Source organism: Sodalis sp. RH14, assembly GCF_047324285.1.
In the GTDB taxonomy this organism is placed as follows: Bacteria; Pseudomonadota; Gammaproteobacteria; order Enterobacterales; family Enterobacteriaceae; genus Acerihabitans.
In genome coordinates this window covers 3,818,839-3,833,207 of sequence record NZ_CP178739.1, presented here as the reverse complement: position 1 = coordinate 3,833,207, position 14,369 = coordinate 3,818,839, and the positions used below count along the sequence as shown (strand labels likewise).

Here is a 14,369-nt window from a genome sequence, read left to right as displayed (position 1 = left end):
CATTAATGTCAAAATTATCAATCAGATTATTAAGCCATACACCCTTTAATCAGGAGGACGACGGTGCGCAAGTCCATTGCTACCCTATCCATGGCCGGCAGCCTGCCGGAAAAGCTTGAGGCCATCGCCCGGGCGGGGTTTGACGCCGTGGAACTGTTTGACGACGATCTGCAACGCTTCCCCGGTACCGCGCGCGACGTTAAACGGCTGCTCGACGCGCTCGATCTTGAGGCGGTGCTGCTGCAGCCGCTGCGCAACGCCGACGGGGCGCCCGCGGCCGGCCGCGCCGGCGTGCTGGCCGAGGCCGGGCGCATGTTTGACGCCATGGCAGAACTGGGATGCCGGCAATTGCTGGTATGCAGTTCGGTGGACCAGGATGCCCTGGCGGACGAAGAGGCGCAAAACGGCGATCTGCTGCGCCTGGCCGAGTTGGCGCAGCGTTATGGCTGCGCCATCTGTTATGAGGCCCTGGCCTGGGGGCGCCATGTGCATCATTACCGCCAGGCCTGGGAGCGGGTCAGCACCGTCGCCATGCCCAACCTGGGCCTGGCGCTGGACAGCTTTCATATCCTGGCCCTGGCGGATAACCTCGACGGCCTGGCGCACATCCCGGCGGAAAAAATCTTTTACGTGCAGATGGCCGATGCCGCGCCGCGCCCGCGGCCGTCGCAGCCGGTAGACGCCTGGAGCCGGCATCATCGCTGTTTTCCGGGCCAGGGCATCCTGGATGTCGCCGGTTTTGCGCGCCAAGTGGCGGCGGCAGGGTACCGGGGCATCTGGTCGCTGGAAATTTTCAGCGACCGGTATCAGCGGGAAACGCCGCAGCGCATCGCCGCCGAGGGGTTTGCCTCGCTGGCGTGGCTGGAACGGGAGATAACGGCGCGCCGGCCGTAATTAGCGCGGCCGCGGGCATGGGATGTTGCGCCCATATATTGCCTTAACTGATATATTATCGTGCTTAATAATTAGCCGATATGGCGCAATCGCGGGCGGGCTGGCCGCCGGTAGCATAACGGCAAACGGACAAATGACGCGGATTATAATAATTAATATGTTGATAACATGCAGGCAAATATGTTAAGGAGCTGGGAATATAGCGGCGAGAATAGTGATGAGCTTCGAAGAATATGTATTAAGCAAAAAAACAGATATACAAATCTTTAATAATGGTCAAAAAAAAACCGCCCGGGCAGGCGGCTTTTATCTCGTTCGGCATTCAGGACATTTAAATAATAACCGTTAATTATCAGGAGTTGCTGTTGCCGCGCATTGCCGTGGTCATCTGCCCCTTGGCGCCGCCGGTTAATACCCGCCGTGCTTCCCGATAACGCTTGTTCCAGTAGGTTTCCGATAGGCTGGAAATGGTGACGCCGCTGGTGGTGGATGCGTGGACAAACTGATCGTTGCCCAGGTAAATCCCCATATGGCGCCCGGTGGAACCGGCATGGAACACGACCAGATCTCCTGGACGCAGCTTGGTGCGCTGGATTTTAGCGCCAATACCCTGCTGCTCGCTGCTTGAGCGCGGCAATTCCAGGCCAAACTGTTCATGGAACGTTTGCTGTACAAAAGCCGAACAATCTATACCACGTTTAGAGCTGCCGCCCAGGCGATACCGAACGCCTTTCCATACGGCATATTGATCCATAATTTTCGTCTTCACATCGACATTACGGACCATATCTTCGAATTGATCCTGAGAGGCTTGCAGTAAAAAATCACTTTTATCGTTGACTGCATGCATCTCAGCTGTTTGTTGACTGCCATGAGAACTACAGGCGGAAAGCATAACTGCCGCCGCCACTGCGGGGATTAACCGCAGCACATATCTCAAAATAGGTTGAGATTTGACCATTATAAGTGTTATCCCTTAAAGTCCTTAGCGACGGTGCCGCTATAAAATACCGAGCGAATCGAGAATAATGCGCAAATACTGATTGACCAACCGTTATTCCTGCATTGTGTGGTATTACTCACACATTTTTATTAGCGGGAAAATATCAGTGTATAAGTACAGCGAATTCGAGGGTACCGTAATGAATAAGGGAAAGCGAGGATTTTTATCGACTATTTTATAACTTTTGGTGATGTGAAATAGTATTAAATTAAACGTTAAGAATTGGATCAAAAAGCCCCGCCGTTTGCCGGGAATGGCGGCGGGCGGGCATTGTCGCCGCCCGGGGGCCGGCGATCCCGCAACCTTCCCGTAACGTGGCGACCGCCGGACGCCGTCACAGGCCGCCCCCGCTATAATTAATTCCTATTGATATCGCCGGTCGCGCACGCCCGGCAAGCGCTGGTTAAACCAGCTCACCGCCTTATCGCTGGCATCCGTCATCAGCCACCAACTCAGGCCGACCAGCACCACCGACAGCGATCCCACCGCGATATCGCTGAACCAGTGCGCGCCAATCATCACCCGGGGCAGGGAGAACAGCACCACGATAGCCATGCCGCAGGCAAACGCCCGGCCGCCGAAATAGCGCAGCATATAGGCGGCAAAAATCATCAGCATCATGCCGTGGTCGCCCGGAAAGCTATCCATGGAAGCGTCCTTGGTGGGAATGCGGCTAAATTGCGACACGCGCACCACGCCGTCCTCATTTTGGAAAAACAGCGTCGGGCTGGGGCGGCTGACCGGCAGCAGGTGCCCCAGCTGGTTAAGCACCAGCGCCGAAAGCAGCATGACGATGCCGAGGCTTATCAATTGATAGCGCCGATCCGGCGGGGTGCGCAACAGGTAGTGGAGGTAAAGCAGGCCCATCGCCAGCAGGGAGGTGATATCGAACGCGCGATAGTTGGTGACGGCCAGGAATACGGCATAAGCGTGGCTGTTGGCGGCGATATGATTAAAAAACATGAAGATCGCCGTATCCAGCCGCGACCAGAATCCGTGGTGCGAAGGCAGGTACCATGAGACAAAAAGCGCGATGCCCAGGATATTGAGCAAAATAACGGCAGGTAAGCGACGCATGACTCAGCACCTATAAAACAAGTGACTAAATTAAGGTGATTATAGTATTCCTGCTAATTTAAACGAATCTTCAACAAAGCCGTTTGCAGCGCGTTCCAATCCGCCGGGGCGGGATTGATCAATTCAATCCGGCTGTCGGGCGGCGGTGCGGGCAGAGTCTCGATGCGCAAGTCCTGGCCCTGGCGGTTGACCTGCAGGGTGCCTTCGGGGATGCGTACCACGGCCTTGACCCGTTCCACCGGCGCCAGCCGCGCCCACTCCAGCAGGCCGATGGTATCGAAGGTGGTGGCGCCGTCAAAAATCCAGCCGCAGGACTGGTAGCCCTGGCCCTGGTTCAGCGCACGCCGCCAGCCGGTATTGCCCGGCAGCCGCAGCGCCGCGAGTCCCGCCTTGGGCGCCGGGGGGGCGTGATGGTGGGCGCCGTCGGGCAGTTCGCGCGCGTTCAGGCGCGGCAGGTCCAGCAATGACAGCGGCACCCGGCCCTGGACGGCGTCGACTATTTGGCGTCCATCGCCGTGCCCGGCGGCCCACTCGTCCAGCAGCACGCGATCCTGCGGCTGGTAGCTGTCCTGCTTGTTGGCGATAATGACATCGGCGGCGGCCAGCTGGTCGCGGAAGTTTTCATTGTCGCGGTAACGTGCGTCGCCGAGCTGGCGCGCGTCCAGCAGGCACAGGGTGGCGCGCAGGGTCAGCCAGTTTTCATATACCGGCGAGGTGAGCAAAGAGAGGATTTGTTTGGGATGGCCAAGCCCGGTCGGCTCGATCAGCAGCCGATCGGGGGTGTTGCGCTGCAACAGGGTATTTAATCCCACCTGCATGGGCAGGCCGTTGACGCAGCACATGCAGCCGCCGGGAATTTCCTTGAGCACTGCGCCGCTGTCGGCCAGGAGCGCGCCGTCGACGCCAATCTCGCCAAATTCATTCACCAGGACCGCCCAGCGTTCGCCGGCCGGTTTTTGCGCCAGCAGATGCAAGAGGGTAGTGGTTTTACCGCTGCCGAGAAAACCGGTAATCAGGGTGGTGCGGGCGGTCATGGTCGTCCCCGGGCGGCCGGGGAGAGGGCGGCGGCCACCGTCGCTTTGGCGCCGTCCCGCGCCAGCGCGAGATAAGCCGCGGTGACGGCGGCGGCAAAGGCGGGGCTGGCGGACAGATCCGCGCCGAATACCGAACGCAGCGCCAACAGCGCCAGCACCCGCGGCTCGCCGTCGGGGCTGTGGTCGACGATGCGCCGCAGCTCGTCGCTCAGCGGATCGCGGATATCAATAGGCGCGCCGAGATCGTCGCGGCCGCCCACATAACGCATCCAGCCTGCGATGCCCAGCGCCAGCAGGGGATAGCCGTCGCCGTGGGCGATATGCCAGCGCACCGGGTCCAGCATGCGCTGCGGCAGCTTTTGCGTGCCGTCCATGGCAATCTGCCAGGTGCGGTGTTTCAGCGCCGGATTGGCGAAGCGCGCCAGCAACTGCGCGGCGTAGGCGGCGAGGTCCACTTCCCCGGCGCCCAGGCGCAGGGTGGGCGCCTGTTCCTGCGCCATCATCGCGGCCACGGCGGCGTGGTAGCCCGGGTCCGCCATGCAGTCGCTGATATGCTGGTAGCCGGCCAGATAGCCGAGCCAGGCCAGAAAGGAATGGCTGCCGTTCAGCATGCGCAGCTTCATTTCTTCATACGGCGCGACGTTGGGGACAAACTGCGCGCCCGCCGCCTGCCAGTCCGGCCGGCCGGCAACAAAATTATCCTCGATAACCCATTGGATAAAGGGTTCGCAGGCGATGGCGCAGGGGTCCGCCACGCCGATAAGGGCGGCAATCTCAGCCAGCGTTTCTTCCGTGGCGGCGGGCACGATACGGTCGACCATGGTGGCCGGAAACGACACCTGTTCCCCGATCCATGCCGCCAGCAGCGGATCCCTGGCCTGGGCCAGGCCCAGCACCGCCCGCCTGAGCACCTGGCCGTTGCCGGGAATATTGTCGCACGACAGCAGGGTCAGCGGCGCGAGGCCGCGCGCATAGCGCAGGCGCAGCGCCTCCACCAGAATGCCCGGCACGGTGCCAGGCGCCCCGGGATGCAGGATATCCGCCTGGACGCGCGGATTGGCGCGGTCCAGCTCGCCGCTGTCCGGCTCGATGCAATAGCCTTTTTCGGTAATGGTCAGCGAGACGACGGCCACCTGCGGCTCGGCCAGCTTTTCCAGCACCGCCGCGATGCCGACCTCTGCCGCGATAACCGACTCGCGGACCGCGCCGATAACGTGCGCCTGCCTGCCGGCGCCGTCTTTTTCCAGCACGGTAAACAGATGATCCTGGGCGCGCAGCGCCTGCAATAAACCGGCGCTGTGCAGGCTGACCTCGCAGATGCCCCAATCGCCGCCAACGGCGTTAAGCGCCCGATCGGTCATTACCGCCTGATGGGCGCGGTGAAACGCGCCGAAACCGATATGTACGATGCGGCTCTTAAGCAGGCCGCGATCGTAGCCGGGCTGTTGCACCCCGGCGGGAAGGTGATGCGAGGCAAGGGTCGCCATGATGATGCACCCCGTCTGGCCGTTGGCCTGGAAATGGTTAGTCGGCGCGGCTCATATAGCGACGTTCCGCCACGTGAATACGGATCTTTTCGCCGCTGTTCAGGTATTCCGGCACCGAGACGGTCAGGCCGGTGCTCATCAGCGCCGGCTTGGTGCGGGCGCTGGCCGACGCGCCTTTGATGCCGGGCGTGGTTTCGATAATCTCCAGATCCACCGTTTGCGGCAATTCCAGCGCCAGCACCTGGCCTTCCAGGGTCAGCACCTGCATGCCGGGGATGCCGCCTTCGGGGATAAACAGCAGTTCGTCTTCTATCTGGTCTTTCTTGAACAGGTACGGGGTATAGTCCTCGTCGTCCATAAAGACATATTCTTCGCCGTCGATATAGGAAAACGTCACCGAGCGGCGCACCAGGTTGATGGTCTCGAGGATATCGTCGCCCTTAAAGCGCTCTTCCACCTTCAGGCCGGTGCGGACGTCGGAAAACCGCATCTTATACAGCGTACTGGCCCCGCGCGCGCTTGGGCTCTGGATATCAATGTCTTTTACCAGCAGGAGTTTGCCGTTGTAATTTACCGCCATGCCGCGCTTAATTTCGTTTGCTCTAGCCATCAAAGTGGACCTGTATAATTGTATCGGAGTCTATGGCGACACGTTACCGTTGCCCGGGCCTTCAGGCAAGGGGGAAAAGTGCGTGTCGCGGGGCAGCGGCGAATCTACATCACGAATGCGCCACATGCAATAACCGGCGCCGGCAATCATTAGCAGCGCCACAAAAAACACCGTATGGTACTGCCAGATTTCCGCAATAAGCCCGGCGGCCGAACCGGCGATAATCCAGCCCACCCGTCCGGTATTGGTAAACAGCGTGGTGGCGGCGCCGGCCTGGCCCGGCATCAGATCCTGAAAATAGATCATGCCGATGCCGGCCAGAATGCCGATAAACACCGCGTTCAGCGACTGCAGCGCCAGCAGCGCCATAGGGGCGGTAAACACCAGCAACCCCAGGTAAAACAGCAGCCCGGCGCCGACGGCGATGCGCATCAGCAGTCGGTTGCCAAAGCGCCTGGACACATAGCCGGCCACCAGCATGGTCGGGATCTCCAGGCCCGCGGCGGTGCCCATCAGCATTCCGGCCAGTTTTTCAGGCAGCTGCAGCTCGTGGATGAGATAGAGCGGCATATTGATCAGGTACATGCAGTTGCAGGTCCACATCAGCGTGCAGGCGGCGAACAGCAGCATCGCGTCGCGGCGGTTGCGGCGGGGCGCCTCCAGCACCGCGGCGGTTTTCAGCGCCGATTTGCGCATCGACGGCAGCGCCAGCCAGACCAGCGCGCCGCAGGCCACGAAGGTGACGGCGGCCATCATATACATCACTTTGAAACCAAAGCCCAGCGCCAGGGCAAAGGCCAGCGGCGGTCCGATGACCCAGGCCAGGGACACCTGCGCGCGCATTACCGAACTGAACATGACCGCCTCGCGCCCCGTCTGCTCGGCATGTTCGCGCGCCAGGGCGAACATCTGCGGGTTGGCGGTGGAACCGAAGCTGGTCAATAACACGCCGCAGGCCAGCAGGACAAAATAACTGCGGTTAAAGGCAAACAGCACGCAGCCCGCCGCGCCCAGCAGGCAGCATTGCAGGATCAGCCGTTTACGATCGCCTTTTTTATCCGACCGGCCGGCCAGGAACTGGCTGACCGCGATGCCTATCACCGCGCTGCCGGTATAGAACAGGCCCACCATAAAGGGCCGGGCCGCCACTTCCGTGGACAGGAACAGGCTCAGGGTCGGCAACTGCAGTGCGCCGGCGATGCCGGAGAGAAAAGCGATAACCAGAAAGGCCGGGGCGGTCATATCCGGAAGGCGCCGCGGGAGGGCGATAGGCGTGTGCATGATAATGGCATCGGGATCAGGACAAATGGACGCCCGAATAATACGCCTGTTGGCGAAAAACAACAGCCGGCGGCGAAAATAAATCCACTTCAGCATGACGTCGGCCGGCGGCAAGACGCGCCGCCGGATCGCTGCGCGGGCGGCCCTGGTCAGGCCGCGGCGGGCATGGGGGATGGGGTCTTCAGCAGCGCGTCAGCAAAAGCCGTCCCGGCGGGCCGGGACGTGCCTGAATAACGATAAACTGTGCGGCGCTTCAAAGATCCGACAGGAATAGTCGACCGGCGCTTGCAATCACGTCGCCAACGTCGGAGACTTTATTGAAACGTTTCAGCGTGATTAGACAGGCGGTGCGCCGGACCATCCCGCTGTTGGTGTGTATCGAAGCTGAATCGATTCAATATTAGCAATATCAGCAAGCGAGGAGAGATATGTTTGATTTGTCATTAAAAGATATTCATCTCGGCGCCCAGGCGCAGAGCAAGACGGAGGCCATCGCCCAGATCGCCGCGGCCATGACGCAGGCAGGTTATGTCGACGCCGGGTATGTGGACGGCATGATGAAGCGCGAGCAGCAGACGTCCACTTTTTTAGGCAACGGCATCGCCATCCCGCACGGTACCACGGATACCCGCGACCTGGTGCTGAACACCGGCGTGCAGGTATTTCAGTTTCCGCAGGGGATTGACTGGGGCGAGGGCCAGACGGCTTATGTGGTGATCGGCATCGCCGCGCGCTCCGACGAGCATCTCGCGCTGCTGCGCCAGCTGACCCATGTCTTAAGCGACGATGCCGTGGCGGCGCGCCTGGCGAGCACCACGTCGGCCGAAGAACTGCGCGCCGCGCTGACGGGTGAAAAGCAGCCGGCGCCGTTCCTGTTCGATATCTCCCTGATGGCCCTGGGCGTCCCCGCCGGCGACATGGTCACCCTCAAGGCGCTCAATGCCGGCCGCCTGCAGCTGGCGGGCGCGGTGGACGTCGGGTTCGTCAGCGATGTCATCAGCGGCCGCCCGCTGAACCTGGGGCAGGGCGTCTGGCTGAACGACAGCACGCGCGGCAACCTGGCCAGCGCAGTGGCGATCAGTCGCCCGGCGACGGCATTTGTCGAGGACGGTGAAAGCGTGGCGCTGCTGATTACCGTCGCCATGGCAGACGATCGGCCGCTTGACGTGCTGAACGTCATCGGCGACCTGCTGCTGGCCGGCGAGGCGAGCCGCCTGCTGACCGCCGACGCTCCCGCCCTGCTGGCCCTGCTCAGCGGCGAAGCCGCGGCGACGGATGGGGTATTAAGCGCGGAATTCGTGGTGCGTAACGAGCATGGCCTGCACGCCCGCCCCGGCACCGCCCTGGTGAACGTGATCAAACAGTTCGACAGCGTCATTACCGTCACCAACCTGGACGGGTCCGGCAAACCGGCCAATGGACGCAGCCTGATGAAAGTGGTGGCCCTGGGCGTGAAGAGCGGCCATCGCCTGCGTTTCACCGCTGAAGGCGCCGACGCCGAACAGGCGCTGCAAGCCATCGGCGCGGCGATTGCCGCGGGACTCGGGGAGGGCGCGGCATGAGCAGACGCGTCGCCACCATTACGCTGAACCCGGCTTACGACCTGGTCGGCTATTGCCCCGAAATTGAACGCGGGGAGGTTAACCTGGTGCAAACGACCGGACTGCACGCGGCGGGAAAAGGGATAAACGTCGCCAAGGTGTTGAAGGATCTTGGCATCGACGTCACCGTTGGCGGCTTTCTCGGCAAGGAAAACCAGGACGGTTTCCAACTGCTGTTCAGCGATCTGGGCATTGCCAACCGTTTCCAGGTCGTGCAGGGGCGTACCCGCATCAACGTCAAGCTGACCGAGAAGCAGGGAGACGTGACCGATTTCAATTTTTCCGGATTTAACGTCACGCCGCAGGACTGGGAACGCTTTGTCAACGATTCGCTGACCTGGCTGGGCCAGTTCGATATGGTGGCGGTCAGCGGCAGCCTGCCGGCAGGCGTGCCGCCGGAAGCCTTTACCGAATGGATGATCAAGCTGCGCAGCCACTGCCCCTGCATTATTTTCGACAGCAGCCGCGAAGCGCTGGTGGCCGGGCTGAAAGCCGCGCCCTGGCTGGTCAAGCCCAACCGGCGCGAGTTGGAAATCTGGGCCGGCCGCAAGCTGCCCACCCTGGCCGACGTGGTGGTGGCCGCCCATGCGCTGCGCGAGCAGGGCATCGCCCATGTGGTGATTTCACTGGGCGCCGAAGGCGCGCTGTGGGTCAACGCCTCGGGCGCCTGGCTGGCCAAGCCGCCGGCCTGTGAAGTGGTCAGCACCGTCGGCGCCGGCGATTCCATGGTCGGCGGCCTGATCTATGGCCTGCTGATGCGCGAGTCCAGTGAACATACGTTACGCCTGGCGACCGCCGTGGCGGCTTTGGCGGTCAGTCAAAGCAATGTCGGCATCACCGATCGGCCGCAGCTGGCCGCCATGATGGCCCGAGTGGATTTAAAACCGTTTAATGACCAGTTGGAGGCACAATGAAAACGCTGCTGAAAATAGACAGCTCGCTGGGGCAGGCACGATGCCACCTGGTGAAAAAAATATTGGTCGATGCCGCGCCGAAAGCGGGTTTGACCCTGGTTGACTCCGCCGCCGACGCCGAACTGGTGGTGGCGGTGGGCGGCCTTACCCCCGATGCCGCCCTGAACGGCAAGCGGGTGTTTACCGGCGAACCGTCCCAGGCGGCCAGCCAGCCGGAAGCTTTCCTCGCCCGCGCCAAGACCGAGGCCAGCCTGTACCAGGCGCCGGCGGACACCGCGCCCGCGGCGGCGCTTGCCGCCACCGGACCCAAACGGCTGGTGGCCATCACCGCCTGCCCGACCGGCGTGGCGCACACCTATATGGCGGCGGAAGCCATCGATGGCGAAGCCAAAAAACGCGGCTGGTGGGTGAAGGTGGAGACCCGCGGCTCGGTGGGGGCGGGTAATGCCATCACCGCCGAGGAAGTGCAGCAGGCGGACCTGGTGATCGTGGCCGCCGATATAGAGGTGGATCTGAGCAAGTTCGCCGGCAAACCGATGTATCGCACCAGTACCGGCCTGGCGCTGAAAAAAACCGCCCAGGAACTGGATAAGGCGGTGGTGGAGGCCAAGGTGTACCAGCCGTCCGCGCAGGGCGGCAATACTGAATCCGGCGAGACCAAAAAAGCCTCTCCCGGTCCGTATCGCCATCTGCTGACCGGTGTTTCCTATATGCTGCCGATGGTGGTGGCCGGCGGCCTGTGCATCGCGTTATCCTTTGTTTTCGGCATCCATGCCTTTGAACAGCCGGGAACCCTGGCTTCGGCGCTGATGACCATCGGCGGTAAATCGGCGTTCGCCCTGATGGTACCGGTGCTGGCGGGCTTTATCGCCTTCTCCATCGCCGACCGTCCGGGCCTGACGCCGGGCCTGGTGGGCGGTATGCTGGCGGTCAGCACCGGCGCCGGATTTATCGGCGGTATTATCGCCGGTTTTCTGGCCGGCTACGTGGCCAGGCTTATCAGCACCAAATTGCCTTTGCCGCAAAGCATGGCGGCGCTGAAACCGATACTGATCATACCGTTAATCGCCAGCCTGGTGACCGGTCTGGTGATGATCTATGTGGTGGGCACGCCGGTGGCCAGGATCCTGACCGGCCTGACCAACTGGCTGCAGTCGATGGGCACCGCCAACGCCGTACTGCTGGGCGCCATCCTCGGCGCCATGATGTGCAGCGATATGGGCGGGCCGATCAACAAAGCCGCCTATGCCTTTGGCGTCGCCTTGCTGAGTACGCAAACCTATGCGCCGATGGCGGCGATTATGGCCGCCGGCATGGTGCCGCCGCTGGGCATCGCGGTCGCCACCCTGCTGGCGCGCAATAAGTTCGATAAACCGGAACGGGAGGCCGGCAAGGCCGCGTTTGTGCTCGGGCTGTGCTTTATCTCCGAAGGCGCGATACCCTTCGCCGCGCGCGATCCGTTCCGGGTGATCCCGCTTGCCATGATCTCCGGCGCCGTCACCGGCGCGCTGTCGATGTTCTTCGGCGCCAAGCTGATGGCGCCGCACGGCGGTATGTTTGTGCTGCTGATCCCGGGCGCCATTACGCCGGTGCTCAGTTACCTGGTCGCCATCGCGGCGGGCACCCTGTTGCTGGGCGTGATGTACTCGGTACTGAAACGTCCGGACGCCGAACTGGCGAAAGCGCTGGCCTAAGCCGGCCCGGCATCCCGGGGCTCAATGCTCCGGGGCGCCGATGCTTCTTTTACGCCCCGCGCGGGGCGTTTTTTATAATGCCACGTCAGAACACCTTGCTTTGCAGCGCCCATACCGCCGCCTCCACCCGTGACTTCAACCCCATTTTTTTCAGCAGATGTTTCACATGTACCTTCACGGTACTTTCACTGATATCGAGCCTGCGGGCGATGGTTTTATTCGGCAGGCCGTGGGCGATAAGCTTCAGGATATCGCGCTCGCGCGGCGTCAACTGCCCGCTATCCCGCGCGCCGCCGGGACGGTCATCGCGCAGGCCGGCCGCCAGCACCGGCATCAGCGCCTCGCTTAATACCATCCTGCCCGCCGCGGCCTGGCGGATGGCCGCCAGCAGATCTTCCGGCTCCATATCTTTCAGCAGGTAACCATCGGCGCCGCGTTTCAGGGCGGTAATCACATCGTCCTGATGGTTCGAGACGCTGAATACGACGATGCGCCCGGAAAGGGGCAGCCGGCGCAGGCAGTCCAGCGTATCCAGCCCGCTCATGCCCGGCATCTTTAAATCGAGCAGGATCAAATCCGGATCCAGCGTTTCGGCCAACAGCACCCCCTGCTCGCCGTTGGCGGCTTCGGCAACCACTTTCAGGCCGGGGTCCATGCCGATAAGCGCCCGCACGCCGCTGCGCAGCATCGGGTGATCGTCAATCAATAAAATCGTGGCGACGTCGGATTCGCTCATGGTCTGTTCCTGTTAATAGGATGATGCCGGTTGCCGCGGCACGGTTACCCGTACTTCGGCGCCGCCGCCGGGGAGATTCGCCACCCGGCAGTCGCCGTGCAGGTTCCTGGCGCGATCCTGCATGATAACCACGCCGTAATGATGCTGGCGCTGATGTTCCTCCGGCAGGCCGCGGCCGTTGTCACGGATGCTGAGTACCAGCGCATCCGCCTCCAGGTCGGCGGTAAGCGTCACCCGGCTGGCGCCGGCGTGTTTGACGATATTGGTTAACGCTTCGCGCGCGATCTGCGTCAGGTGGATGGCCTGATGGGACGAGACGGCTTGCGCCGGCAGCCGATAGATGAACTCGACGGCGAACCCCAGCCGCGCCGAAAATTCCTCCACCGTGGTTTGCAGCGCCGCGCGCAGGCCCGGCTCCGTCTGGCGCAGGCGAAAGGTGGTCAGCAGCTCGCGCAGCTGGCGGTAGGCGGTATTAAGCTCGTCGCGCATTTGCTGCATCAGCAGCTGATTTTCAGGCGCGGCGTGCGTATTTTGCATTTGCAGGACGCCTATTTGCAGCTTCAGGCAGGAGAGCGACTGGGCGATGCTGTCGTGCAGTTCGCCGGCAATGGCCGTGCGCTCGGCCATCAGCATCAGCTGCTGCTGATGCTCGGCCTGGCGTTCCAGCGCCAGGGTGCTGGTCAGCTGTTCGACAAGCGTGGCCACCAGCCGGCGCTGCGTATCATCCAGCCTGTGGCGCGGCGGATACGCAGCCAGCATCACGCCGTATTGACCTAATTTATCGTGCAGGCGCCAGCTGAGCTGCTCCGTCCCGGCTTCACTTAAGTCGGGCGCCGGCGGACGGGCGGCAATCCGCGCCGTATCGACAGGCGCGGGTCCGCCCGCGGTGTCGGCCATCCCGCCCTGTATCGCTGTCGCCCCGGCATCCGGCGGTGCCGCCCCGTCGTTTACCGGTTGTGCGGCATCGTTCGCCGCCGCCTCGCCGTCTGCCTGGATGTCGTTCAGTCCGGGATCGCGATCGTTTTCATAGAGCCGGATCTGGATTTCCCGCAAGGGGATCAGGGTCTGCAATTCCTCCAGCACCGGTCGCAGGCGGCCGGGCAAAGGCGCGCCGGTATGCAATTGCCGGCTGGCGCGATAGAGAAAATCCAGCACGCGGTTTTTTTGCCGCAAATCGGCGGTGCTGTCCGCGATCCGCTGCTCCAGCTCGGTATACATCTGCGACAGCGACTGCGACATACTGTTCAGGGTAAAGCCCAGCTGATCCATTTCATGATATCCGCCCGGTTCAGCGCCGGCCGGTAGCGGATAGCGCTGGCTAAAATCGCCGCGGCTTACCGCTCTGGCCTGGTTGAGCAGGCGCCGCCAGGGACGCAGCAGCCGGCGGCGCAGGTAAAGGATGGTGCCGGTCAGCACCAGCAGGGTCAGGGCGATGATGATTTTCTGCACCAGGGCCACCAGCGCCAGCCGGCGCTCGGTATTGCGATCGAGATCCGACACCAGCGCATCCAGCCGGCGCACGAACTCCGCAACGCCCCGGGCGGCGTCCGCGGGGCGCTGCGCCCGCAGCAGCAGCGGCTTAAGCGTGCCGTGCCAATGGTCGCGCAAATCCAGGTACTGCGGGGTCAGGCCTTCGCGCTTCACCGGCTGGCGCAGATCGTCGCTTAACTGGTCCCGTTCCAGTTCGGCGAGCAAGGGGTCGCTGCTTTGATCCAGCGGCACGCGCGACAACAGCCGGTAGCTTTGCATGCGCAGCGAGCCGGCCTTATTGATGGCATGGGCGTTGCCTTGCATGCTTTGCGCCATCCATAACGACAGGCTCATGCCGCCGATGCCCAATATGCCCGACAGCAGCATCAGCAGCGCCACCTGCTGGACGATGGATAACGGCGCGAAAAGAGCTTTGATCATAAGGCAGCGTTCCCAGGTCAAGCGCAGGCGAGCGGCGGATGGGGCCATTGTTCCCGATCCCCGGCGTTAACCCTATACCCCTTTAGGAGTACCCACAAATAGCCGTGAGCGGGGCGGGGGTTACCCC

General features: G+C 62.3%; 12 protein-coding genes. 4 read left to right on the top strand and 8 right to left on the bottom strand.

The window, feature by feature from the left end:
- Nucleotides 1-63 precede the first annotated feature (63 nt).
- Entirely contained in the window at nucleotides 64-894 is an 831-nt protein-coding gene (locus ACL2XQ_RS17345) for a sugar phosphate isomerase/epimerase family protein (RefSeq protein WP_410014297.1), read from the top strand.
- A 352-nt stretch (nucleotides 895-1,246) separates the two neighbouring features.
- Here ACL2XQ_RS17345 and mepS read toward each other — a convergent pair whose 3' ends face one another.
- From mepS to ACL2XQ_RS17315, 6 genes are all read right to left on the bottom strand, one after another.
- On the bottom strand, nucleotides 1,247-1,855 hold the full coding sequence (gene mepS / locus ACL2XQ_RS17340) for a bifunctional murein DD-endopeptidase/murein LD-carboxypeptidase (protein ID WP_413723286.1): 609 nt from the start codon (nucleotides 1,853-1,855) through the stop codon (nucleotides 1,247-1,249).
- A 405-nt stretch (nucleotides 1,856-2,260) separates the two neighbouring features.
- The gene (locus tag ACL2XQ_RS17335) at nucleotides 2,261-2,974 is read right to left on the bottom strand and encodes a phosphatase PAP2 family protein (RefSeq protein ID WP_413739502.1); all 714 of its coding nucleotides are present in this window, start codon (nucleotides 2,972-2,974) and stop codon (nucleotides 2,261-2,263) included.
- Nucleotides 2,975-3,027: 53 nt separating this feature from the next.
- Entirely contained in the window at nucleotides 3,028-4,008 is a 981-nt protein-coding gene (locus ACL2XQ_RS17330; RefSeq protein WP_410014300.1) for a CobW family GTP-binding protein, read from the bottom strand.
- Nucleotides 4,005-5,495 carry a mannitol dehydrogenase family protein gene (locus tag ACL2XQ_RS17325; RefSeq protein ID WP_413732378.1) on the bottom strand — a complete coding sequence of 497 codons (1,491 nt, stop codon included), beginning with the start codon at nucleotides 5,493-5,495 and terminating at the stop codon, nucleotides 4,005-4,007. Before ACL2XQ_RS17325 ends, ACL2XQ_RS17330 begins: the two co-directional genes overlap by 4 nt.
- Nucleotides 5,496-5,532: 37 nt before the next feature.
- The gene (gene yeiP, locus ACL2XQ_RS17320) at nucleotides 5,533-6,105 is read right to left on the bottom strand and encodes an elongation factor P-like protein YeiP (RefSeq protein WP_410014302.1); all 573 of its coding nucleotides are present in this window, start codon (nucleotides 6,103-6,105) and stop codon (nucleotides 5,533-5,535) included.
- A 30-nt stretch (nucleotides 6,106-6,135) separates the two neighbouring features.
- A complete protein-coding gene (locus tag ACL2XQ_RS17315) occupies nucleotides 6,136-7,386 on the bottom strand; it encodes a sugar efflux transporter (protein ID WP_413723472.1) in 1,251 nt (416 codons plus the stop codon).
- A 428-nt stretch (nucleotides 7,387-7,814) separates the two neighbouring features.
- On the opposite strand from ACL2XQ_RS17315, the gene fruB reads away from it, so the two are divergent.
- From fruB to fruA, 3 genes are read left to right on the top strand one after another with little or no spacing between them, the layout of a single operon-like run.
- The gene (gene fruB / locus ACL2XQ_RS17310) at nucleotides 7,815-8,948 is read left to right on the top strand and encodes a fused PTS fructose transporter subunit IIA/HPr protein (protein ID WP_413739501.1); all 1,134 of its coding nucleotides are present in this window, start codon (nucleotides 7,815-7,817) and stop codon (nucleotides 8,946-8,948) included.
- Nucleotides 8,945-9,901: a 1-phosphofructokinase gene (fruK, locus tag ACL2XQ_RS17305; RefSeq protein WP_162368505.1), complete on the top strand. Its 957-nt coding sequence runs from the start codon at nucleotides 8,945-8,947 to the stop codon at nucleotides 9,899-9,901. The genes fruB and fruK overlap by 4 nt, the downstream gene beginning before the upstream one ends.
- Nucleotides 9,898-11,595 (top strand): PTS fructose transporter subunit IIBC, encoded by a 1,698-nt coding sequence (gene fruA, locus ACL2XQ_RS17300; RefSeq protein WP_410014304.1) that lies wholly within the window; start codon nucleotides 9,898-9,900, stop codon nucleotides 11,593-11,595. The genes fruK and fruA overlap by 4 nt, the downstream gene beginning before the upstream one ends.
- Before the next feature lie 85 nt (nucleotides 11,596-11,680).
- Here fruA and narL read toward each other — a convergent pair whose 3' ends face one another.
- Together narL and ACL2XQ_RS17290 are read right to left on the bottom strand one after the other, a co-directional pair.
- Nucleotides 11,681-12,331, bottom strand: coding sequence for a two-component system response regulator NarL (gene narL, locus ACL2XQ_RS17295; RefSeq protein WP_413723280.1), 651 nt, complete (start codon nucleotides 12,329-12,331; stop codon nucleotides 11,681-11,683).
- A gap of 12 nt (nucleotides 12,332-12,343) precedes the next feature.
- Nucleotides 12,344-14,239 carry an ATP-binding protein gene (locus ACL2XQ_RS17290; protein WP_413740529.1) on the bottom strand — a complete coding sequence of 632 codons (1,896 nt, stop codon included), beginning with the start codon at nucleotides 14,237-14,239 and terminating at the stop codon, nucleotides 12,344-12,346.
- Between the last annotated feature and the right edge of the window lie 130 nt (nucleotides 14,240-14,369).